This window comes from Chryseobacterium sp. RR2-3-20 (assembly GCF_017808115.1).
GTDB lineage: Bacteria > Bacteroidota > Bacteroidia > Flavobacteriales > Weeksellaceae > Chryseobacterium > Chryseobacterium oryzae.
The window spans coordinates 11,064-35,351 of record NZ_JADQBD010000005.1; the positions used below are offsets into that span (position 1 = coordinate 11,064).

20 protein-coding genes are annotated in these 24,288 nt (G+C 33.3%); 15 read left to right on the forward strand and 5 right to left on the reverse strand.

Annotation, left to right across the window (positions count from 1 at the left end):
* Nucleotides 1-80 precede the first annotated feature (80 nt).
* Complete coding sequence (locus tag IV513_RS02095; protein WP_209388862.1) at nt 81-4,892, forward strand: DNA repair ATPase; 4,812 nt, start codon at nt 81-83, stop codon at nt 4,890-4,892.
* Nucleotides 4,893-4,938: 46 nt separating this feature from the next.
* Here IV513_RS02095 and IV513_RS02100 read toward each other — a convergent pair whose 3' ends face one another.
* Both IV513_RS02100 and IV513_RS02105 read right to left on the reverse strand, forming a co-directional pair.
* Nucleotides 4,939-5,262: a helix-turn-helix domain-containing protein gene (locus tag IV513_RS02100; protein WP_209388863.1), complete on the reverse strand. Its 324-nt coding sequence runs from the start codon at nt 5,260-5,262 to the stop codon at nt 4,939-4,941.
* Between the two features lie 26 nt (nt 5,263-5,288).
* A complete protein-coding gene (locus IV513_RS02105) occupies nt 5,289-5,708 on the reverse strand; it encodes a transposase (RefSeq protein ID WP_209388864.1) in 420 nt (139 codons plus the stop codon).
* An 845-nt stretch (nt 5,709-6,553) separates the two neighbouring features.
* Between IV513_RS02105 and IV513_RS02110 the strand changes: the two genes are divergently transcribed.
* From IV513_RS02110 to IV513_RS02120, 3 genes are all read left to right on the forward strand, one after another.
* The gene (locus IV513_RS02110; RefSeq protein WP_209388865.1) at nt 6,554-8,089 is read left to right on the forward strand and encodes a SulP family inorganic anion transporter; all 1,536 of its coding nucleotides are present in this window, start codon (nt 6,554-6,556) and stop codon (nt 8,087-8,089) included.
* Between the two features lie 227 nt (nt 8,090-8,316).
* Nucleotides 8,317-9,369, forward strand: a complete 1,053-nt coding sequence (locus IV513_RS02115) for a toxic anion resistance protein (RefSeq protein WP_245168830.1) — start codon at nt 8,317-8,319, stop codon at nt 9,367-9,369.
* Between the two features lie 123 nt (nt 9,370-9,492).
* Nucleotides 9,493-10,518, forward strand: coding sequence for a TerC family protein (locus IV513_RS02120; protein WP_209388867.1), 1,026 nt, complete (start codon nt 9,493-9,495; stop codon nt 10,516-10,518).
* 4 nt (nt 10,519-10,522) lie between these two features.
* Here the strand turns inward: IV513_RS02120 and IV513_RS02125 are convergent, their stop codons facing one another.
* Complete coding sequence (locus IV513_RS02125; protein ID WP_209388868.1) at nt 10,523-11,524, reverse strand: catalase; 1,002 nt, start codon at nt 11,522-11,524, stop codon at nt 10,523-10,525.
* Between the two features lie 321 nt (nt 11,525-11,845).
* Here IV513_RS02125 and IV513_RS02130 point away from each other — a divergent pair, with 321 nt between their 5' ends.
* The 4 genes from IV513_RS02130 (at nt 11,846) to IV513_RS02145 (ending at nt 14,538) form a co-directional block, all read left to right on the forward strand.
* Nucleotides 11,846-12,280, forward strand: a complete 435-nt coding sequence (locus IV513_RS02130; protein ID WP_209388869.1) for an FKBP-type peptidyl-prolyl cis-trans isomerase — start codon at nt 11,846-11,848, stop codon at nt 12,278-12,280.
* A gap of 94 nt (nt 12,281-12,374) precedes the next feature.
* Nucleotides 12,375-13,325: a hypothetical protein gene (locus tag IV513_RS02135; RefSeq protein WP_209388870.1), complete on the forward strand. Its 951-nt coding sequence runs from the start codon at nt 12,375-12,377 to the stop codon at nt 13,323-13,325.
* A 92-nt stretch (nt 13,326-13,417) separates the two neighbouring features.
* Nucleotides 13,418-13,828, forward strand: coding sequence for an Rrf2 family transcriptional regulator (locus IV513_RS02140; RefSeq protein WP_209388871.1), 411 nt, complete (start codon nt 13,418-13,420; stop codon nt 13,826-13,828).
* 56 nt (nt 13,829-13,884) lie between these two features.
* Complete coding sequence (locus IV513_RS02145) at nt 13,885-14,538, forward strand: NAD(P)-dependent oxidoreductase (RefSeq protein ID WP_209388872.1); 654 nt, start codon at nt 13,885-13,887, stop codon at nt 14,536-14,538.
* A gap of 126 nt (nt 14,539-14,664) precedes the next feature.
* On the opposite strand, the gene IV513_RS02150 is transcribed toward IV513_RS02145, so the two are convergent.
* The gene (locus IV513_RS02150; RefSeq protein WP_209388873.1) at nt 14,665-15,666 is read right to left on the reverse strand and encodes a M23 family metallopeptidase; all 1,002 of its coding nucleotides are present in this window, start codon (nt 15,664-15,666) and stop codon (nt 14,665-14,667) included.
* A 219-nt stretch (nt 15,667-15,885) separates the two neighbouring features.
* Between IV513_RS02150 and IV513_RS02155 the strand changes: the two genes are divergently transcribed.
* The 7 genes from IV513_RS02155 to IV513_RS02185 all read left to right on the forward strand — a co-directional run bounded on the left by IV513_RS02155 (nt 15,886) and on the right by IV513_RS02185 (nt 23,260).
* Entirely contained in the window at nt 15,886-16,926 is a 1,041-nt protein-coding gene (locus IV513_RS02155) for an NAD(P)H-dependent glycerol-3-phosphate dehydrogenase (protein ID WP_209388874.1), read from the forward strand.
* A gap of 135 nt (nt 16,927-17,061) precedes the next feature.
* A complete protein-coding gene (locus tag IV513_RS02160; RefSeq protein ID WP_209388875.1) occupies nt 17,062-18,339 on the forward strand; it encodes an acetyl-CoA hydrolase/transferase family protein in 1,278 nt (425 codons plus the stop codon).
* 110 nt (nt 18,340-18,449) lie between these two features.
* Nucleotides 18,450-19,181, forward strand: a complete 732-nt coding sequence (locus IV513_RS02165; protein WP_317196394.1) for a hypothetical protein — start codon at nt 18,450-18,452, stop codon at nt 19,179-19,181.
* A gap of 230 nt (nt 19,182-19,411) precedes the next feature.
* Entirely contained in the window at nt 19,412-20,542 is a 1,131-nt protein-coding gene (hppD, locus tag IV513_RS02170) for a 4-hydroxyphenylpyruvate dioxygenase (protein WP_209388877.1), read from the forward strand.
* Between the two features lie 68 nt (nt 20,543-20,610).
* Nucleotides 20,611-21,069 carry a hypothetical protein gene (locus IV513_RS02175; RefSeq protein WP_209388878.1) on the forward strand — a complete coding sequence of 153 codons (459 nt, stop codon included), beginning with the start codon at nt 20,611-20,613 and terminating at the stop codon, nt 21,067-21,069.
* Nucleotides 21,070-21,111: 42 nt separating this feature from the next.
* Nucleotides 21,112-22,359, forward strand: a complete 1,248-nt coding sequence (fahA, locus tag IV513_RS02180; RefSeq protein WP_209388879.1) for a fumarylacetoacetase — start codon at nt 21,112-21,114, stop codon at nt 22,357-22,359.
* Between the two features lie 79 nt (nt 22,360-22,438).
* Entirely contained in the window at nt 22,439-23,260 is an 822-nt protein-coding gene (locus IV513_RS02185; protein ID WP_209388880.1) for a flavin reductase family protein, read from the forward strand.
* A gap of 41 nt (nt 23,261-23,301) precedes the next feature.
* Here IV513_RS02185 and fmt read toward each other — a convergent pair whose 3' ends face one another.
* Nucleotides 23,302-24,249: a methionyl-tRNA formyltransferase gene (gene fmt, locus IV513_RS02190; protein WP_209388881.1), complete on the reverse strand. Its 948-nt coding sequence runs from the start codon at nt 24,247-24,249 to the stop codon at nt 23,302-23,304.
* Between the last annotated feature and the right edge of the window lie 39 nt (nt 24,250-24,288).

The window sequence follows — 24,288 nt, forward strand, 5'->3', positions numbered from 1 at the left end:
AAGAAAATAAATGGTTTAAAAAGCATTTTACAGTACGATGATAGTCTAAATCTAGCATCTAACATCTAATATCTCAAAATATGTCAGAACAATTAAATTCAGGGACATACGAAATTATACAAAACCGTCTGAATGAGCAGAAAAACGATCTTATTCTCAGGCTTTCTAAGTTAAATGAAAATCGGAAAGAAATTTTTGGCGGTGTAGATTTTTCACTCATAGCCAACGAAAGAATTTCTACAGAGCACAACTGCATAGCCAAAGACATTTTTTCGTTGAAAGATGTGCTGATTTTCGGATCGAATGCTCATCTGGGATTGCAGACGGAAATTAATGTTTCCGATGTTTTTTCGGTATATAAGATAAATAACAAACGTTTTGAACCTCAAAATGATTCATTAATTAATGATGAAATTTTCGTTGATGAATTTAAAAATTTATACAAATATTACAGAAATACATTCTTTGCACGTTTCCATTTTAACGAAAACTATCTGTATATGGTTTTTCAGTTATCAGAAAGTTCATCTGATATCAAAGCGTTCAAATGGCTGATAAAAGACGGTAAATTAACCTACATCGATTCTCGAAGTGCTTCGGAAGTAAACTATCCGCCGCAACATGGTTTTTCGTGGACAAAAGCAACCAGAGATATGCAGCGAAGCGGTAAATTTCCGCATGTTTCTTTAGGAGATAAGGTGTTTGTTGAATCTATTGGCGGAGATTTAACCATTAAGATTGAAGATAATACCGATACCGGAAAAGGAATTTATTCTGAGGATGTTATTCACAAAGATCAAAATCTGGATGATGCTGAAATTCATTTCTGCGATCTGGATAACTTGGTTTTGTTTAAAATTAAACCTTATCAGGAAACCGAAAGGTATTTTATTTACAATCATAAAGAAAAAACGGTTTCCAGAGTAGATACTTTAAAATATTCGGCAGTTTTGCTTCCCGAAAATCAAGGGGTTTTATTTTCGAATGGTTATGCTTTGCAGACGGGAGGTTTGAAGGTGATTTCTCAGGATGCCAACAGGCTTCATTATCTGAAAACGATTTCGGAGCCCAATGGTGAAAATTTCATGTATGTTTTCTACGATGATAAAACCAATAATTATCAGCTTATTTCATATAATATCATTTCTCAAACCATAGAAACGCCTATTCGTTGCAGCGGATTTTCTGTGTTGAATGATGGTAAACTTATTTATCTAAGAGAAAGTGTGGAAGCTACCAAACATCATTTGGCTCAAATCTGGCAGACTCCGTATTCTAAAGAAATGCTGCCCAATACAGAAAAGTCGAATACGCTTCTTTATAAAATAGGAAATAAGGATATTGTAAGAGTAATGGCAGAAAGCCAGGAGCTTATAACACTTTTGAATAAAAAAGATTCTTATAGCGGTTTGTATGATGATATTGTTAAGCTTTCTACCACAATTCTGGATGCATATTATTTTCTTGGAGATAAAGAGGTAGAAAATCTGGAACAGCCGTTAAAAGAAATAAGAAAAATTGCTCATTCTGCTATTAATGAATACGAAAAAGTTGTAGAGCAGAAAAAAAATACCGCCGAGGCTGTTGAAAAAATAAAAATTGCCTGTGAGAAAATTTTAGATGAAACTAAAAGAATCAGCTATTCTCAGCTTACGGAATATATCGATATGCTTTCTCAAATAAGGGTATTACGGGGAGAATTTACCGGAGCAAGAGATTTGAAATATGTTGATACTGCTATTCTGGATTCGTTAGAAAAATTATTGGCTGAAAGGTCAGAAGAACTTTCCAATGCTTGTGTTAATTTCCTGTTGCAGGATGATGCGCTGCTTCCATATCAAAACAGAGCACAGCAGATTTCAGAAAATATCATCAGTTTACAGAAAGCAATCGACGCAAAAACGATTGAAGAAGAAATCAATAATTTATCTGCACAGCTTGAGCTTTTGGTAGATATTGTCAATAATTTAAAAATTGAAGACACTTCACAGTCTACTCAGATTATAGAAAATATTTCGGTAATTTTTGCAAGATTAAATCAGGAAAGATTAGAACTTTCAAAAAGAAAAAGAGAAATTTCGGGAAAAGAATTATCTGCAGATTTTCAGGCACAAATGACTTTGTTTGACCAGTCTGTTATTAATTTTCTTGAGCTTTCTCAAACTCCAGAAAAATGTGACGAATATCTTACCAAACTTTCCATTCAGCTGGAAGAAATGGAAACAAAATTTGTCGATTTTGATGAGTTTATCCAAATAATTGAAGAAAAAAGAGAGGAAGTTTACGGTCATTTCCAAAACAAAAGAGTTCAGTTAACCGAATCCCGAAACAAGCGTACTCAAAGTTTATACGATTCTGCCCAACGAATTTTAAAATCTGTTCAGACAAAATCTGAGTCTTTCGATTCTGAAAATGAAATCAATGGCTATTTTGCGACCGATTTAATGGTTGAAAAAGTTCGTGATATTTCCCGACAGCTCATGGAAATGGAAGATTCTGCAAAGGCCGAGGAAATTCAGACTTTGCTGAAAACTTCGCAACAGGAATCGGTAAGAAAACTTAAAGATAAGAAAGAAATTTACGCAGACGGAGATCAAGTAATTGCTTTGGGCGATTATAAATTTGCAGTAAACCGTCAGAAATTAGATCTTACTTTAGTGATGAAAAATGCACAGTATTATTATCATTTAACGGGAACTGCATTTTATGAACCATTGAATTTTGAGGCGATTTCAGATTACAAAGAAGTCTGGAATCAGGAATATATTTCTGAAAATTCTAATGTAAAACGTTTTGAATATTTAGCTTGGAATATTTTTTCAAAAAATAAAAATATCAACACCGAAGAACAGAACCGAAATGCCATTCAGCAATTTATGACAGAACATTTTGGAGAAGGTTTAGTGAAAGGAATTCATGGTGAAGACGCTCTGAGAATTGTTTCGAAATTGCAGCAGATGCATAACGAATTGGGTTTGATGCAGTTTACCCCGAAAGAAAGAGCTTTAGGACAGTTATTTTGGTATTTCTTGAATCAGGAGAAAAAAGAATATTATCAAAAGCAGTTTGAAGCAGCAGATTTAATCTCGAAATCGTTTACAACAGATAGAGGTTTTCAGTATCTTAACGAAGAATTGTCGAATGAAATAAAAACTTTTGCTCAGAATCATCATCTTTTTGTGGATGTGAATTTTTTGAATGCAGCAATTTATTTAAAAAGAGAGAATAAATCTGCATTCTTGGTTTCGGAAAAAGCGGGTTCGTTGTACAATACTTTTTTAAGGAACTTAAAAGAAAAAGGAAAAGATTTAGAATTTATCGACCAGCTCAATGTTCTGAAACAATATCCTGCGGCTTGTTTTTCCATTGCTGAAAGTGCTTTAAATGCATTTTTATCAGGTTCACAATCGGATTTTGAAGATGAGATTAAGAAAGAAACAGCAGTATTTTTTGTCACTCAGAGCTTTAATGAAAAAAATATCCATCATGTTACTTATGAAATAGTTCTTAAAGAATTAAAATCATTAGAAAAAGAGGTAAATTATACTTTGAATTATTATGAATTCAGTTCACGTTTATCCAATTTCAATGAAGTGGTAGTTCCTAAATACAGACAATTTCAGGAGTTGAAAGCAAAATGGGTGAATGATAAAAAGAAAGCCCTGAAATTAGACACTTTCAAGTCTCAGGTTTTAAGCTCTTTTGTAAGAAACAGATTGATTAATGATGTATATTTTCCTTTAATTGGAGCTAATTTAGCCAAACAATTAGGAACTGTCGGAAACGACAAACGTACCGACAGAATGGGAATGTTGCTTTTGGTTTCGCCTCCGGGTTATGGTAAAACAACGTTAATGGAATATATGGCGGACCGAATGGGATTGGTTTTTATGAAAATCAACGGTCCTTCAATTGGTCATGATATTGTTTCCACAGATCCGAATGAAGCAAAAAATGCCGGTGCAAAACAGGAGTTGGGAAAAATGAATTTAGCTTTTGAAATGGGTGATAATGTAATGTTGTATCTGGATGATATTCAGCATTGTAATCCTGAATTTTTGCAGAAATTCATTTCTTTGGCAGACGGACAGAGAAAAATTGAAGGAATTTATAACGGCGAAAGTAAAACCTACGATTTACGGTCTAAACGGTTCTGTTTGGTAATGGCAGGAAATCCTTACACCGAAAGTGGTGATAAATTTCAAATTCCGGATATGTTGGCAAACCGTTCCGATACATATAATTTAGGTGAAATTTCCGGGAGTAAAGCAGAATTGTTTGATTTGAGTTTAATTGAAAATGCTTTAATGTCGAATGATTATCTTTCCCGATTGACGCAATACGGAATGGGAAATCTCTATAATTTGTACGACAGCATTCAGTCTAATTCGCCAAATGTGGATTTGGCTGGAAACTTCAGTTCAAACGAAATTTCCGATTTCAGAAAAGTGCTTGAAAATACTTTGAAAGTGAGAAATGTTGTTTTAAAAGTCAATAAACAATATATCGCTTCTGCTGCAATGTCCGATGAATACAGAAGTGAACCTTCATTTAAGTTGCAGGGATCTTACCGAAATATGAATAAACTTATTTCACTGATTCAGCCTATTCTGAAAGATGAGGAGATTATTCAGATTATTGTAAGTCATTACCAAAATGAATCCCAGACTTTAACTTCCGGAGCAGAATCTAATATGCTAAAACTGAAAGAATTAATGAATATTATTTCTGAAGACGAGAAAATCCGCTGGAAAGAAATAAAAGAAACTTTTGTTAAGAATAAAATGAGAAAAGGATTGGGTGAAAATGACCGTATGTCGCAAATTGTTGCATTGTTGGCACAATTCAGCGAAGGTCTGGATGGGATAAAGAATGTTTTAAATAAAGACTAAAAAAATACTACGCCGAAAAGCGTAGTATTTTTTTGTTGATAATTTTTTATAAATCTTTTTCAAATATTTTTTTCCATTTTGAGAAAGTGGTGCGGCTTATTTTGTGTTTTCTAGACATATAGCTCGTAGATAATCCGTGTTTTTTTTGATATTTTAGCAGTTTCAACATTGTTTTTTTATCGTAAGTTTTTAGCTGCTGATTAGTTTTTGCAGTTTCGTGTGTGGTTTTAAAAAGACTTTCATTAAGCTTTAAAATTTCTTCTGTAGAATTTAGCTTTTGAAGTTGCTCTCTAATTTTCGGGCATTCCAGCTTTTCAGGATACTTTATGCTCAAAAGATCATGATAAATTTTGTGGTAATTAGGTCTCATAAAAATATAATATTTTGATTTTGGTGTCAGCTTTTCTTTAAAATCCAGCGGTGAAGTGTGCTTTTTGGGATAGAATATTCTTTAATAACATCTGCTTGAGTCATTTCTCCGGATTCTATTCTGCCAAGAATAAAATCTTTAATTTCCTGCGTATAGATGTTTTTTCTGAATTGAGGAATGGAATCATTTTTTTTATCTGTTTTTCTGCCCACCGATGATGGTGGCGAATACAAGATTAAATGTGAAGTGTATAATCTGAAAAAATCGAACTCCAGAAGTTTGCTGAATCTTAAAAGAATATCGGTATCCAGTGAGGGTCTTTTGTATGTATCTTCTACGAAATCTTCGTCTTTCCCTAAGAAATTGCAGATTCTTTCCAAAGAAATTTCTTTACTTTCTACCATTTCTTTGATGTACTTCCCTATATGTATGTTTTTATATAACATTTTTATTAAAAACTGATTATTTTTAAATTTATCGTATTTAATAAAGTAATAGCGTGATTATGAAAGCTTTTAAATAGGGAAAGTGAATTATTATAACCTTAATTATAGATAATTATTTTAAAGCTGTATCATTCTTTTACAATATTAAATTTACATTCAACTGTAAAACTTTGATTTTCAGCATTTTGTGTTTGCGTGATTTGTGGTGTTAAAAGTAAGAATTATTTTTTTACTTCAAAATAAATTTTCAAATTTTATAGGGTTGTCTCTTTTTTGTGAATAAAAAAACTACCTTAAATTCTGATTTTCAATTAAAAAATATGCTTTTTAAAATTTAAAAAATTTATTAGTTGATGATAAAAGATTGCTTACCTGTTTTCAAATTTAAGAAAAAAATATTACAAATAAGTACTTTTTGTAATTATTAAATTATTAAAAATACTAATCATAAATTATTTTATATTTATGCATAAATATTTATGATTGAATTATATGATTTTTTAATAGATTTTAATCCAAAGAATTCCTCGAGACATGTCTCGGGGTGAAAAGAGGAAAAGTTTGAAAAACGGATGGTTTTTCATCAAACAAAAAAAATTAAATTCCACTAATACCTCGTGGGCTTGCCCCGGGGTTATTTATTTAAAAATAGTTTATTGTTTATGTTTTGTGGTATTATTATATTTCTTTTATATGCACATACATTGGTGGTTTATTAATGGTAATTTTACCACAGATATAGAACTTCTTTATTATTCTGATAGTTTTGTTGGTTTTTTAGAGTAGGTTGAATTTATATCATTTGTATTAATAATCAATTATTATTTTATTTATTGTAATTTATAATGGCTTCTCTATCAATATTTAATATTTCTCAAAAAATTAATCTCAAGAATGAACTTTTGGCGGGTCTTACTGTAGCGATGACTATGATTCCTGAATCTTTGTCTTTTGCAATTCTGGCAGGTTTGTCTCCATTAACCGGACTGTATGCCGCTTTTATGATGGGATTGGTAACTGCTGTTTTGGGAGGAAGACCGGGAATGGTTTCTGGTGGAGCGGGGGCAACGATAGTTGTTTTAATTGCTTTGATAAAATCTCATGGAGTGGAATATCTTTTCTCGGCTATTATTCTTGGTGGTCTTTTGCAAATATGTGTGGGCGTTTTTAAGCTTGGTAAATTTGTCAGGCTTATTCCTCAACCGGTAATGTATGGGTTTTTAAACGGCTTGGCGGTGATTATTTTCATGGCTCAGGTGGAACAGTTTAAAATTATAGATGCTAATGGTAATGCAGAGTGGATGCAAGGTTTGCAGTTTTACATCATGGCAGGTCTTACGATCCTTACGGTAGCTGTCGTTTATTTTTTTACGAAAATCACAAAGATTGTTCCTGCATCATTGGTGGCAATACTCGTTATTTTTGGGTTGGTGTCCGGTTTGGGAATTAAAACTAAAACTGTGGCAGATATTGCAAGTGTAAGCGGAAGCCTTCCTTCTTTTCATATTCCGTCTGTTCCTTTTTCTCTGGAAACTTTACAAATTGTTTTTCCTTATGCTCTGGTTATGGCAGGTGTGGGTCTTATAGAATCGCTGCTCACTCTTTCTATGGTAGATGAGATTACAAATACTAAAGGTAATGCCAACAAAGAATCTGTAGCTCAGGGCTTAGCAAATATAACCAACGGGTTTTTTGGCGGAATGGGCGGCTGTGCTATGGTTGCACAAACTTTGGTTAATCTAAATGCGGGTTCCAGGGCTAGAATTTCGGGCATTATTGCGTCTGTTACTATTTTAATTATCATTCTTGTGGGAGCTCCATTTATTGAGAAAATTCCTATGGCGGCCTTGGTTGGCGTAATGATGATGGTGGCAATAAGTACGTTTCAGTGGGTGTCGGTAAGAGTTGCTAATAAAATGCCCAAGTCCGATGTTTTTGTGGGAATTACTGTTGCACTTATTACCATTGTTCTTCATAATTTAGCTTTGGCGGTTCTGGTGGGTGTCATTATTTCTGCATTGGTCTTTGCGTGGGATAATGCGAAAAGAATTCGTGCAAAGAAAAGTGTAGACGAAAATGGGGTAAAGCATTATGAGATTTACGGGCCTCTTTTTTTTGGTTCGGTAACTGCTTTTGTTGAGAAGTTTGATCCTGAAAACGATCCCGAAAACGTGGTGGTGGATTTTAAAGAAAGTAGAATTGTAGATATGAGTGCTATTGATGCTTTAAATAAGCTATCAAAAAAATATGCTCAGCAAAATAAAAAACTGCAACTGAAACATTTAAGTGAAGATTGCAGAAGAATGCTTAAAAATGCAGAAGCGGTAATAGAAGTAAATATTCAGGATGATCCCACTTATAAAGTGATGCCCGAAAAATAATGTGAATTTCAGGAGGTTGAAGAAAAAATTCTTCCTGAATTACCGGAAATTTTGTAACTTACCTAAGTAGTTAAGGATAAGGATTTGTTAAAGGTAAAGCTAATAGCTTCTTGTCCTGAACTCAGGCTAAGTAAGATTTTTATATAAAGATTAATATGGAAAATCAGGAAAACGATTTTGAATTGGCAAACGAAAATAGTGGATCACAAAATTATCCTTCGGTGGTTATGGATAAGGATGGAAACGTAGATTTAAGCCGATTAAACGAAAAAGATCTTGAAAAATATACATCGGTTGCAGCATCTATAGAAGAGGGTAATGCATCGTCTGTAGTAAATTATGGTTCTGAACTTCAAAAAACATTAGCTAATCAGAGTGACAGTTTTTTGTCGAATATAAGAAAATCGAATTCAGAGGAAGTGGGTGAGTTGATTAATAATCTTTTGGTTGAGCTGAATTATATTGATATAGACGAACTTCAGGGAAATAAAGTGAAAGGGTTTTTAAGTAAACTTCCTTTCATGAAAAAGGTACTTACAGAAGTAGATAATCTTTTTGCAAAGTATGATAAAATAACGAATAATATCGAACAGATTTCCCATAAAATAAAGGCAGGAATTATTATTTCTACTAAAGATAATGCTGTTTTGCAGACGGTTTTCGATAGTAATATCAATTCCATTAAAGCTATTGAAGATTTGGTAATTGCGGGGTATGTAAGAATTCAGAAAGCTGCTGAAGAATTAGCTGAAATGGAAAAGAATGCCGAGCATTATGCAGATTATCAGATTGCTGATAAAAGAGATTTTATTTCACGATTAGACCGTCGGTTAGCAGATCTAAAAGTGGTGCGTTTTATTTTATTGCAGTCGCTTCCGCAAATCCGATTGGTGCAAAATAACAATATTTCGATTGCAGAAAAGGCTCAGACCATCCTCAATACAACTTTGCCGGTATGGAAAAATCAGCTTTCGTTAGCTGTTGCCATGCACAGACAACAGCAAAGTATTGAAGTTCAGCAAAAAGTTTCTTCTACAACTGAAGAAATTCTAAGAAAAAATGCAGAACGGCTTGGGGAAAATTCTAAAAATGTGGCAAAAGCTAATGAACAAACCATTGTTTCTGCTGAAAAACTCAGAGAAACTACAGGAATGCTTATAAATACCCTAAATGAGGTGAAAGGAATTCAGAAGCAAGGCAGCGAAAGTCGAAGAAAATTAGATCAGGATCTTCAAAATCTGGAAAATGAGCTTAAATCTGTAGTGAAAGGTAAACAATAAGCATAGGTAATCATAAGATTTCTTTTGAAGCAAAATTTACCAATATCATAAATTATAAACCGAAAATACTTACAATAGCTGTATCTTTACGGCTGTTGTTTTTTATGCAATAAATTTTTTATAGTGGATCAGCATCAGAATATTTTAGATATACACCCAGGTTTGGTATGGGGTTTTGCAGTAACGGTAGTTGTCATGTTACTTTTAGACTTGGGAGTTTTCAACAAGAAAAGTCACGAAGTTTCTTCAAAGGAAGCTACAATCTGGTCTGTGGTGTGGATTTCTCTTTCCATGATATTTTCAGGAGTAGTCTATTGGGTTTACAATTCGGATTTAGGAGCAGAAAGCCATGCGATTGCCGTAGAGAAGTTTACCCAATATCAGGCTGCGTATTGGATTGAGAAAGCACTTTCTGTAGATAATCTTTTTGTCTTTATTTTGGTTTTCGGCTTTTTTAAAGTTCCGAAATACCTGCATCATAAAGTTCTTTTCTGGGGGATTATCGGAGCGCTTATTTTTAGAGCAATTTTCATTTTTGCGGGAGTTGGTCTCATTAACCTCACTTATCTTCCCGAAATGGAAATTTTTGGAGAACCTGTAAAGATTAATGTCGTGATGGCGCTTTTTGGGTTGTTTTTGGTGTATGCAGGGATAAAATCCTGGGGTGGTGGCGACAAACATGAAGATGAAGATTACAGTAATACGCCCGGTGCAAAACTTATTAAAAGATTTTATAAAGTTGCAGATAAGTATGATGGAGACAAGTTTTTTACGATTCAGAATGGTGTAAAAATGGCAACGCCTTTACTGGTCGTAGTGAGTGTAATCGAATTTACAGATGTTCTTTTTGCAGTAGATTCTATCCCTGCGATTTTTGCCATTTCTAAAGATCCTTTTATATTATATACCTCCAATATTTTTGCGATTTTGGGTTTAAGATCCTTATATTTTCTTTTGGCGAATTTTATTCACATGTTTAGCAAATTGCCTTACGGTTTGGCAATTATTCTAACTTTTATTGGGTTTAAAATGCTTATAGCACCTTGGGTTCATATTCCGTCACCTGTTTCTTTGGGGATTGTGGGAAGTGTTTTAATAATTTCGGTTCTTTCATCCGTAATTTTCCCGGATAAAGAGCAGAAACATTAATTTTTTATTGATATTTCAGCAGTTTATTAATCTTTTTTCTAGCTTGTAAGGAAGTTTTGTACGCTTCATTTCTCAGCTGTTGAATTTTTCCTACGGGCTGAAGTATTTCAGCACTTTCAAAAGGATTGAAAGACAATAATTCATTTTCGCAGCTTTTAGGGTTGAGAATCGAGTTTTTGTTGAATTTAATTACTCCTAATTTCAAATATGGAGAATTTTTCCACTCCCGATGTAGTTTGTCAATGGGTTGGTTTTTTAAATCATAACAAAACTGTACAAGAACTTCAGCTACATATTCATTAGAAGCAAAAAAATTTTCGAGAGATTCTTTTACAGAAATTTCCTGCTCAAATTTTTTTGGTACTGAAACCGGACTGATTTTAATTTTAATCATTTTATCGTCAAAGCGATACGCTCCTACGGAATAAAAATCTGAAGAAAGAATAAAATCTTTTCTTTTCAAAAGTAAATTCCAGCAATGTTTGAAGAAAGAGAATCTTAAAATAGCATGAATATTACAGCCAATCTGTTTTAAGAGAGGTAAAATTCTAGTCCAGCCTTTTATCTGATAATGATTCATTGCGATAAGAATCTTCAAAAGACGAATTGGCGAATTTACGGGCAATAGTGGGAAATTAACCAATGGATAATTAGCAATGGTTTTATCTTGTTCGTTTTTTATTTTAAATGCAAATCCGTAAGCCGGAAATACATTTTTTTGATTGTTTATTTTGGGATTGGCATGGGAAAGTCTGGCTGTAACCGTATATTTTTCATCACCGAAAATTTTACGGAAATTTTCATCCAAATCTTTATTAATTATCAATTCCCCTTTCAAAACAGCATAAGTTTTGGCGTGTACATTTCTGGTTGCATATTCCACATCACTTAGCAATGCAGAGTTTTCTACAAAGTCGGATATGCTTTTTTTAGCCTTTTCTAAAATTTGTATTTCATTGTAAGAAAGTTTATCATAGTTTTTGCTGTACGATAAGGGTTCGCTCATTAATTAATCGGGTTTAAATTATAAAGTCATTACTGGCTTGTTCTTTCAAAATTTTTTTTTCTGATATTAAAATTTCAATAATACCGACAAGTTTTCAATTGTATGTTAATATATTATTAATCATTTTTGAATATTTGATGTGTTTTGTGATGAATACGTAAAAATGTGTTGATTTTTCTATTGTGTAGTATGGCATTGAGTAATGAATTCAATAATTTTATTTTTTTTAAATGTTTATCTGTTTTATTTTAAAGTTGAATACCTTATTATATCACAATTTTACATTCATACATAAACCTTATCTTTGCTAAAAAAGAAATTATGGGAGTAGCAGATATGTTATTTAAACGCAAAAAAGAACAGGCAGAAAAAAATCTGAAAGATGGAGCAGAGTACATGGCAGAATATGGTAAGAGAGAATCTGTTGTACAGTTACCAAGCGGACTGCAATATGAGATTATTACAGAAGGTGACGGCGAAAAACCTGGTCCAAAATCGATGGTAAAATGTCATTATCACGGTACGACCATTTCCGGAAAAGTTTTCGACAGTTCTGTAAAGAGAGGAACACCGGCTTCTTTCCCGTTAAATAAAGTTATTAAAGGCTGGACTGAAGCTTTGCAACTAATGCCTGTAGGAAGTAAATGGAAGCTGATTATTCCTCCGCATCTTGCTTATGGCGATCAGCAGATTAGCAAAGAAATTGGGCCAAACAGTACATTGGTTTTTATTGTTGAGTTGTTGGATATTAAATAATCTTTTTTTGAGCTATATTCAAAAAATTCAACTCTAACAGGGTTGAATTTTTTTGTTTTTATAAAAGTTTGTATATTTATTTTCAAAGGTTTTTATGAAGAAGCTTATTTTCATTGTATCGGTTTTATGTCTGTTTCAGTCCTGTGTTTCCAAAAAAAATCAGGCTATAAAGCAGAATATTCTCACTTTAAAAGACAGTTATTGCAAAGCGCCCTTCAAATATAATTATGAAAATAAACTGCCTTCGTATAATTCAGATTCTATTCTCAATGCGAATAAGCATCTAAAATCTATTTTTACAGATCAGAGTATTTTAATCCTCAATGCTTTAGATAATCTGGATGAGGTTGATGAAATTTTAAAACTAAAAAAAGATTCTTCTTTGCATTCTCAGGTTAAGGTTTTACAGTTGAAAAGTAAAATTAACAGTAAAATTACCATTGCCCTTACAGAGTTAGATGCGGTAGCTGCGGAATTCGACTGTGAAGGTGAGCGTGTAGCACAGATTGGTAATTATGTAGATAATCTTAACCAGTCTAGAAACAACAAACTTATTTTGTATTCTATTGCAGCAGGTGCGGTAGCTTCCATTGCCGGAGGAATTGTAAAAGATGAAGGATGGAGCAGTGCAATAGATATTACCGGAGGGGCTTTGGGAGCGGGTTTCGGCTTGGCTACACTCAACCCAAAAGGCAAAAAAGTAGAATTTATACACCAAAGAAATCTGTTGCGTGACATTTGGCATGAAAAACTAGAATCACCTAACTTTCCTCCATTTATTTGGTATATGTACACTGAGAAAAGATTTTCCAATAAAGAAGATCGGTCTATCATTCAGCACATGAAGGAAAGATGGCTTCATTATCAGTTTGATGATGATAAAAATGCAGCAGATCATTCTGTTATCTTTAATGATGGTGGCTTTTATAGATATAATGACCTTCAGAATCGTGCTGCAATGCTCAATCAAATGCAGTCTGCGACTAGAACCATCAATCAGACAATCAATTATTTACTTTTAGATTTGGATAAGTTGATTTTGTAAGAGAACTTCATCCAATTTTTTAAAAAGGAATTAATTTTAAATTTAATTGTAATTATTTTTGTTACATTTAAAAATTGTAGTATATTTGCATCATGAACAATACAAGATTTGCCACCGCAATACATATTATGACTCTCCTTGCGAAAGATTCGCAGGCGTGGTTAACATCCGATTGGATTGCCGGAAGCTTGAACGTAAATCCTGTTATTGTTCGCAAAGAATTGATTAATCTTAAAAAATCTGCTCTGGTAGAAAGCCGTCAGGGAAAAGAAGGAGGAGTAAGAATTGCTAAAAATCCTGATGAAATTTATATATCTGATATTTACGAATCGGTAAAAAATTCTGAAGTTTTGGGAAAGAAAAATCAGAACCCGAATCCTCTTTGCACTATCGGAAAAGACATCAACAAAAATCTTCAAATTTTATTCTGTGAAACAGATGAATTGGTTTTTCAGTTTTTGAAAGCAAAAAAATTATCAGATTTTACGGGGCAATTCCAATAAAAATTTTTTAAATATAAATGTAACAAAATATATTACAATTAATTAAAATTATCATTATGAGCAAAAAAGTAGCAGTAATCGGAGCAACAGGCTTCGTAGGAAAGCAAGTTGTAAATGAATTATCTAACAGAGGTTATGAAGTAAATGCCATCGCAAGAGATAGTTCTAAAATTGAAACGAAAGATCATGTAACGCCAATTAGTGCAGATGTAAATAACGTGGAAGAATTGGCAGAAGTTCTTAAAGGGAATGATGCGGTTATCAGTGCATTTAATGCAGGTTGGACGAATCCGAATTTGTATAATGACTTTTTGAACGGTTCAAGAAACATTGAAAAAGCGGTTGAAGAATCTGGTGTTAAAAGATTTATTACTGTTGGAGGTGCAGGAAGTTTGTTTATAGACGGACATCAATTGGTAGATGGTGCAGATTTTCCTGCAGATATTAAACCGGGTGCAACTGCCGCGAGAGATTACATGAACGAAATTAAAAAGAATGATACACTAGACTGGACTTTCTTTTCACCCGCGATTGAAATGCACGCAGGAACTGCAGGAGTGAGAAAAGGGACTTACAGAACGGCTTTAGAAAATCCTGTTTTCGATGAGAACGGTAGAAGTGTTCTTTCTGTGGAAGATGTAGCGGTAGCTTTAGTAGATGAGTTAGAGCAAAATAATTTTGTTAAAAAACGTTTTACAGCAGGATACTAAAACTAAGTTTATTTTTTGAGTTATTTAAATAAAAAGTTAGAAAAATCGGCGAAGCCAAAGGCGTCGCCGATTTTTTAATATTTTAGAATAAAGAATTTAATCAACTAAATGAATTTTTTTAACGTATTACATTCCCATAAACAATTTAGGATTTACCGGAATATTGTTTTTATGAACTTCATAATGTAAGTGAGGACCGGTAGATCTTCCCGAATTTCCTGATTTTGCAATTAATTGTCCCACCTTTATTTTATCATTTGTTTTAGCAATAAGTTGCGAAAGGTGACCATAAAGAGTTGCTAAACCATTTCCGTGAGAAATAATTACGCAGTTTCCGTATCCACTTTTCTGTCCAGAAAAAATTACTGTTCCTGCCGCAGTTGCCAAAACATCAGAACCTGATGGCAAAGCAATATCTAAACCTTTGTGAAACTGCATCTGATCTGGTTCTGCAGGAGCATTGTTTTTCTCAATATTTTTCTGAGGAGAAGGGTTTTTGTTGACTGCCATTTCAGGTGTAGGATTACTTGCTTTTGGAGTAACCAATACTTTTACTTCTCTTTTATTGCCGTAGCTGTCTGTAACTTCTATAATTTTTTCGTAAGGTTGGGCTTTTACTTCTGGTTTTGGTGTAGAAACGGGCGTGCTTACAGTAGATTCTGGCGATTTTACAGAAGCATAAGCTGTTTTGTAAGGGATAGGATTTTTTCTGATTCCGAAATTAGAAGATATAGATCCGCCACTGGGCATTCCCAGCGGAACATAAATTAATTTCTTCTGAAGATCCATTAAATATTGGCTGTAGCGGTTAGATTGCTTGGCAAGATAAATAGAGTTGGATATACTGTCCTGATCCAAAACCATCAGCTTTTCGTTAGGAATATTCTTTGCTTTTAGAAAAGAATTCAGCTGGGTAATCGTTTTATCTACCAAACCAAGATCAGATTTTATTTTCAGATAGTCTATACTGTCTTTCTCGGTGTTTATTTTTACCAGATTTACTTCATAGTTTTTGTCATCTTTTTCCGAAAATAATTTGGCTATTATGATGCTTTGAGCAAAAACGATGGTTAACAGGCTTCCTAAGATAAAAGTTACTTTCTTTTTGCTGCTTAAAAATTTCTTCATTTTTCTTTTTTAGAATTTAATAAAGGTTTTAAGGGGGCAAATTTAATTAAAAATAATTTTTTTCGATTATTTCCAATAAAATTCAGACCTCAAATAGGTGTAAACGTAATAATTTTAAAAAAATTGTATCAATAAGTTTTTTTTTCTCCTAAAAACTATCTCATTGCCATAATTTTTATATCTTATGGTTTTAATATATTTGCATTTCACATCATAATTATGGCGAAGAAGAAAAATAATTCAGACAACTCTGTGGGTAAAAATGCCAAAATAGATACTGCAGTTGGAGTTGTGGGAAGTGGAAGTTTTGCTACAGCAATTGTAAAAATGTTGGTAGAAAACTGCAAAACTGTTCATTGGTGCGTGAGAAATGAATTTGTAAAAGGAGCCATAGAACTCCGCGGTCATAATCCTACTTATCTCACGGCGGTAAATTTTAATCTGAAAAGTCTTAAGCTTACCACAGATATTAATGAACTTGTAACAGCTTGTGATATTGTGGTTTTGGCAACACCTTCCATTTATTTAGCAGATACTATGGAAAAAATGAGTTGTGATTACGGCAATAAAATTTTTGTCTCTGCCATCAAAGGGATTATTCCTAAAGTTAACGATGTGGTGGCTCATTATCTAAAAGAAGAGTTTCAGATTGGTTTTAGAAATCAGGCGGTAATTGCAGGCCCTTGTCATGCAGAAGAAGTTGCGATGGAAAGATTATCTTATCTTACATTGGCAACCGTTGAAGATGAAGTTTCACAGAAATTGGTGGATATTTTTAATTCAGATTTCATTAAAGTTCATTCCAGTAAAGATATTTTAGGGAATGAATACAGTGCAATTCTAAAAAATATTTTTGCAATTGGAGCGGGAATCGCTAGTGGTTTGGGTTATGGAGATAACTTTACAGCAGTTTTTGTTTCTAATGCTATTCGCGAAATGGAGATTTTTCTTGAAGCAATTTATGAAGCACCAAGAGATGTTAATGAAAGTGCTTATTTGGGAGATTTACTGGTAACTGCATATTCATTGTTTTCAAGAAATAGAAATTTAGGAAACTTAATAGGGAAGGGTTATACGGTGAAATCTGCCATTCAGTCTATGAATATGGTTGCCGAAGGTTATTATGCAGCAGACTCCATTTATAAAACAGCAAAAGATAAAGGTTTAAAACTTCCTATTATAGATACCATTTACGGAATTCTCTATGAAGGAAAAAATGCCGAAAAACAATACAAAAAATTAACAGCAAAACTCAATTAAACCTGTAAATATTGAATGTTACAGACTGCAAAAGTTTGTCTTTAATATTGGCATGATAAAAGTCTTACTATTAATGAATCTTTTTAAAAATAATAAAATTTATCTTTAGTGAGCGAAGAATGATAATGAAATTCTATGGATAAATTTATAAGTGCTGAAGAAGCTATCTATACTGTAAAAAGTGGTAACCGTGTATTTTTTCATGGTAGTGCCTGTACTCCTAATTACCTGATTGATGAGTTGGCAAGACAATCTCACCGGTTAGAAAATGTAGAAATAGTTTCTATTACCCAACAAGGGAATGTAGAAGTGGCAAAACCTCAGTATAAAGGTAGTTTTTTTGTTAATTCTCTCTTTGTTTCATCTCCAGTGCGTGATGCTGTAAACTCGGATAGAGGAGATTTTGTTCCTGTTTTTTTAAGTGAAATACCTATCCTGTTCAGAAAAAATATTCTACCATTAGATGTTGCGTTAATTACGGTTTCTCCGCCAGATAAACATGGTTTCTGTACTTTAGGAACTTCTGTGGACGTGGCAAGAGCGGCTGTAGATACGGCAAAAACAATTGTAGCTATAGTAAATCCTTTAATGCCAAGAACCCATGGCGATGGGATGATTCACATGAGTAGAATTCATAAAATGGTATGGCATGAAGAAGAACTTCCGACGGTAGATTATGGAGCAAAAGTTAGGGCTGAAGAAATGCAGGTGGGAAGAAATGTAGCAGAATTAATCGAAGATAAGTCTACTCTGCAAATGGGTATAGGGACAATACCGGATGCTGTTTTGAAGTGTCTTGGAAATCATAAAGATTTAGGAATTCATACCGAAATGCTGAGTGACGGTGTGGTAGATTTAATTCAGAATGATGTTATTAATAACAAATATAAAGGCTATAATGACAATAAAACGATAACCAGTTTCTGTTTTGGTACACGAAAATTGTACGATTATGTAGATGATAATACTGTTTTCTCGTTTGATGATGTAAGTACGGTGAATTTTCCTATCAATATCATGAGAAACAAGAAAATGGTTGCCATTAATTCTGCAATTGAAATTGATCTTACCGGTCAGGTTTGTGCAGATTCTATCGGTACCATGCAGTATAGCGGAATTGGCGGACAAATGGATTTCATGCGGGGTGCGGCACTTAGTGAAGATGGTAAACCTATTATTGCCATCACTTCCAGAACGAAAAAAGGCATTTCCAGAATTGTACCTTTCCTTAAACAGGGAGCGGGTGTTGTAACAACAAGAGGCCACATCCATTATGTGGTTACCGAATACGGAACTGCATATCTATACGGTAAAAATCTACGCCAGAGAGCGCAAGAACTCATAAGTATTGCTCATCCTGATGATCGGGAAATGTTGGAAAGAGCAGCTTATGAAAGATTTAATTCAAATTAATTCTCTGCATTAAGTGATTTGGTCATCTTTTTGTTCAGAAATTTTTATAGATAATATTTTTGAAAACAATTTATAATTCAATAAAAGAAGATATTTTAAAACATTCAAAAGTGTCTAATTCTGTATTGGGCAATTCTTTTGAATGGAAAAGAAGTCATTTTGTTATTTTATCTGAAATAATTAAAAATGAACTTGCAACTTCTCCTGTACTTAAAGATGGTAAAAAGTTTGAAGTAGGAAATACGATTTCTCATGTTACTTTACAACGTTTTTTTGAAAATGAATATCATGAAAAAACGCATAATGATCTTCGGTTTTTAAAAACTCTGGATAAAATATGCATTTTTTTGGGTTTCAAAGATTTGAATTCATATATAGAAAACTATAAAAAATCTTCAACAAATTCTAATAAGTCTATTTCTGATAATATTACAGAGGATATTGTTTATCGTTATTGTGCAACAGTTTTTGAACTTTACAAAAATTTTCCGGTTCTGAAGATGGAGTTGTTTGATGATTTGGTTTTTGATAATTCTCCCTTTAAAGAGCGTGCATCACTATTCAGTAAAGAGCTTTGCGAAAGAAAATTTGAATTGATTACTAAAAATAATCGTTCCAATTATGAAGTTTTTGATATTAATGTTCTTACCGACGAGCCCGATAAAAAAATTTTAGAAGCACAGGAATTTTGGAATCTACTCTTCAAAGTGGGTGAATCTGGGGAAGAACATTTCGTTAATCAGCTAAATATTCAGATTTATTTTATTCGTAAAATTGATAACGAGTGGAAAATTTGGGATAATTATAACCCTGATGCCGGAGTGTTGAATAATAAAAAGTAAAAGCCGTAATTAATTACGGCTTTTTTAGATTTAAAATAATTTCTCTTCAACATCTATCTTCTTTTACAAATGTATTATTTTAAATCTATTAATATTAAACTTAAAATAACTTAAAAAAAACTTTTAAATTTTTTGTTTATTTCGTAAATGTGTATCCTGTTTTTCTACATTATTTATTATTTGCAGGAATTTTGTAATTTGCAATCATAATAAAAGTAAAAATAGAAAATATGTCAACACTCACATTTGCCGAGAAAATTGCTCAGGCAGAAAATTTTTTGCCAATCAACGGAACAGATTATATCGAATTTTACGTAGGAAATGCAAAGCAGGCTGCACATTTTTATAAAACAGCATTCGGATTTCAGTCTTTAGCGTATGCTGGCCCGGAAACCGGTGTTAGAGATCGTGCTTCATATGTACTTCAGCAGGGAAAAATCAAATTGATTCTTACTACAGGCTTAAAATCTGACTCTCCCATTAATGAGCATGTAAAAAAACACGGAGATGGAGTGAAAATTTTAGCACTTTGGGTGGATGATGCTTATTCAGCATTTGAAGAAACTACAAAACGAGGGGCTAAATCTTATTTGGAGCCGGTTACTTTAAAAGATGAACACGGTGAAGTAAGAATGTCCGGAATCTATACTTACGGCGAAACTGTTCACATGTTTATCGAAAGAAAAAATTACAGCGGAACTTTTATGCCAGGTTACGAAAAGTGGGAAAGCGATTATAATCCTGAAGAAACAGGTTTGCTTTATGTAGATCATTGTGTAGGAAATGTAGGTTGGGACAGAATGATTCCTACCGTAGAATGGTACGAAAAAGTAATGGGATTTGTAAATATTCTTTCTTTCGACGACAAACAGATTAATACAGAATATTCTGCTTTGATGTCTAAAGTGATGTCTAATGGGAATGGATACGCAAAATTTCCTATCAACGAACCCGCTGAAGGTAAGAAAAAATCTCAGGTAGAAGAATATCTGGATTTCTATGAAGGAGAAGGAGTTCAGCATATTGCAGTAGCAACTAAAGATATTATACATACTGTTACAGAACTGAAAAAAAGAGGAGTAGAATTTCTTTCGGCACCTCCGGAAGCTTACTATGACATGGTTCCTGAAAGAGTTGGGCATATAGATGAAGATTTAAAAAAGTTACAGGATCTTGGTATATTAATTGATCATGATGAGGAAGGATATCTCCTTCAGATTTTTACAAAACCTGTAGAAGACCGTCCTACATTGTTTTTTGAAATTATCGAAAGACATGGAGCTCAGAGTTTCGGGGCAGGAAATTTCAAGGCATTATTTGAAGCCTTAGAAAGAGAGCAGGAAAAAAGAGGGAATCTTTAAAATTAATTTATAATACAAAGTTTTGTCAGGATTAAAGTCTTGGCAAAACTTTTTTTAATACCACAATAATGAAAAAACTTTTTATCGGGATGCTTTTTTGGGTAAGTATTACTTCTTTTGCTCAAAATTACAGTGCTATTAACGATATTCTCACTTTGTTTGAAGAAAAGAGAGGAATTAATCAAAATCTTGAAAATCTAAGTGTAGACAATAAAAAATTTGTACTGATAAAAGATTTTCCGGATCATACCGAAAGAAGTTTTATCATTATAAAAGGTAAAGATGCAACGTATGTTGAAATGTTTGATGACAAATCTAACAACGAAACTACTTCTAATGTTTTCAGTGGAGATATTCTCAGAAAAAAGAATATTGTTTCTTTAAGAGCAGATAAATTAGAAGGAAAGAAAATTCCTATTCCTGTTACCAAAACACTTCTTCTTACGAAGCAAAAAGAAATTCTTTATCTTATAGATATCAACTCCCGCGAACGTTGGATTGACGAAAAAGCGTATTCAAAAAAATAAAAAAACAGATTCTGTTTTTAAGAATCTAAAACTTTAAGAATTATGAAATCATTTGTAGAATATTCATCAGAATCAGACTTCTCTATCCATAATATCCCATTCGGTGTTGCCGTTTTCAACAAAGAATTTATTGCATGCTGTACCAGAATCGGCGATCAGGTAATCGACCTTGCAACATTGTACGACTTGGGATATTTTGAAGAAATAGATAGCTTAGACGATAATATTTTCGAAGCCTATACTCTTAACGAATTTATTGAATTAGGTAAACCGGTTACTAATTTGGTTCGCCTTAAATTACAGGAATTACTGTGCGAAGGCTCTACACTTTCTAAAGACGAAAAAACAATTGAAGAAGCTTTCTATAACCTCGATGAGGTAAAAATGATGATGCCTGTTCATATTCCGAATTACACAGATTTTTACAGCAGTATAGAACACGCTACCAATGTCGGGAAAATGTTCAGAGATCCTGCAAATGCTTTGCTTCCCAACTGGAAACATCTTCCTGTAGGCTATCATGGTAGGGCATCTTCAATAGTAGTTTCAGGGAGTGAAATAAACCGACCTAAAGGTCAGATGAAACCTGCAGATGCAGATAAGCCAGTATTTGGAGCGTGTAAACAGCTGGATTTTGAGTTGGAAATGGCATTCATCATCAATAAAAATACAGAAATGGGCGAAAGTATCTCTACTAAAGAGGCAGAAGATGCCATTTTCGGAATGGTTATTTTCAACGATTGGTCTGCAAGAGATATTCAATCTTGGGAATATGTTCCGCTAGGACCATTTTTAGCGAAAAATTTCGGTTCGTCTGTTTCTCCTTGGGTGGTAACTCTGGAGGCTTTAGAACCATTCAGAACAGCTTCGCCTACCCAAGATCCGGAAGTTTTAGATTATTTAAAATTTGAAGGAGATAAAAATTATGATATTAATCTTGAAGTGTATCTGCAACCTGAAAATGGTGAACATAATTTAATTTCTGAAAGCAATTATAAATTCATGTACTGGAATATGACTCAGCAATTGGCTCATCATACCGTAAATGGCTGTAATCTTGAGGTTGGAGATATGTATGCTAGCGGAACTATTTCTGGAAGCGATCCAAAATCTTTCGGTTCTATGCTGGAATTAACCTGGAGAGGGCAAAATCCTATCCAGTTAACAAATGGGGAAGAAAGAAAATTTATTAATGATAATGATACGGTAACCATGAAAGCTTGGGCAGAAAAAGACGGAGTGAGAGTTGGTTTCGGAGAAGTTTCAGGAAAAATTATTCCTACTAAATAAAGGTAATACCATCTTAGGATTATTATAATTCTAAAAAATATTTTTTTTAAAATTGATTAATGATAGAATTAATATCAGCATGAAAACTATTATTCCATCCGAAATTACTCCCGTACAATTACAGACTGTTATGCAGACAGCAGTTTCTCCGCGTCCTATTGCTTTGGCTTCTACCATAGACAAGGAAGGAAATCCTAATCTGTCTCCGTTCAGTTTTTTTAATATGTTTAGTACTGTTCCTCCGGTTTTAATTTTTTCACCTTCCAGAAGAGTTCGAGATAATACGACAAAACATACTTTAGAAAATGTGCTGGAAACTTCGGAAGTAGTTATTGGGACGGTAAATTTTCCTATTGTTCAGCAGATTTCATTGGCGTCTACAGAGTATGGTGATGGTGTTAATGAGTTTATTAAATCTGGACTTACCATGAAAGATGCAGATTTGGTGAAGCCCAAACTAATTAAAGAATCTCCAGTAAATTTTGAATGTAAGGTTTTAGAAGTTAAATCTTTGGGAAACTCAGGCGGAGCCGGTAATTTGGTGATTTGCGAAGTTGTTAAAATCCATATTAGAGAAGAATATTTGGATGAAAATGGTAATCTCAATCAGGCAAAATTAGATATGGTTGCAAGATTGGGAGGAAACTGGTATTCAAGAAACAATAAAGCTAATCTTTTTGAAGTTCCCAAACCTTTGGTTACGAAAGGAATAGGATTCGATTTGCTTCCTAATTCTGTAAAATACAGTAAAGTTTTTACAGGTAATGATTTGGGAATGCTTGCAAATGTGGAAGAACTTCCATTTGGAGAATTTCATGAAGATGAAAATATACACCATTCTGCACAGCAGTTTCTTATTCAAAATAATGTTGAAGAAGCCTGGAAAATTTTAATGAAATAATCTTTTATACAGGAAATAATACAATAAATGGCTTGAGAGAATCAAGCCATTTTTATTTCGTCATAATTTCTGAAGCCGTTCAGGAAATCTTTAACATTCATTCTTTTTTTACCTTCAAGCTGCAATTCTAAAGGATAATAAATACCGTCGTTTGTATAAATTCTGAATTCATTCTTAGAAATTTCAAGGCTTCCTGCATTTTTACTATGATTTAAAATTTCATATTTTCCTCCGAAAATTTTTAAACCTTTTTCTTCTTCAGCAATATGTATGGTTGTAAAAGCGGCAGGGTAGGGAGACATTCCCAAAATAAACTGGTGAATTTCTTTAGAATTTTTTTTCCAGTCTATTTTTGTATCATCTTTAAAAATTTTAAAGGCATTTTTAGGAAATTCAACTTGGGGCTGAGGTTTTTCTTCAATAGAATTTTCTGCCAACCCGTCTAATGTTTTTACTACAAGATCGGCTCCCACAGACATCAGTCTGTCGTGCAGACTTCCGGCATTTTCATCAGGTAAAATCTCCAGCTCTTCCTGAAGTAGAATATTACCTTCATCTATTCTTTCATTAATGAAAAATGTTGTAACACCTGTTTTTTTCTCGCCATTAATAACGGCATAATTAATAGGAGCAGCACCTCTGTAATCGGGAAGTAAAGAGGCATGAAGATTAAAAGTTCCCATTTTAGGCATTTCAAACAAAACTTTAGGCATCATTCGGAATGCTACAACCACAAATACATCTGCATTTAAGTTACGAAGCTCATCAAGAAATTCAGGATTTCGAAGTTTTTCTGGCTGAAAAACCGGAATATCATTTTCTACTGCAAAAATTTTCACGGGAGACTGATTGATTTTCTGCCCTCTTCCGCTTGCTTTATCTGCTACGGTTACTACACCCACCACTTTATGATGAGATTGATGAATGGCTTTTAATGAATTTTTCGCAAACTCTGGAGTTCCTAAAAATACAACTTTCAGTGATTTCATGCTGCAAAGATAAAAATCTTGATTTACAGTGGGAAATTC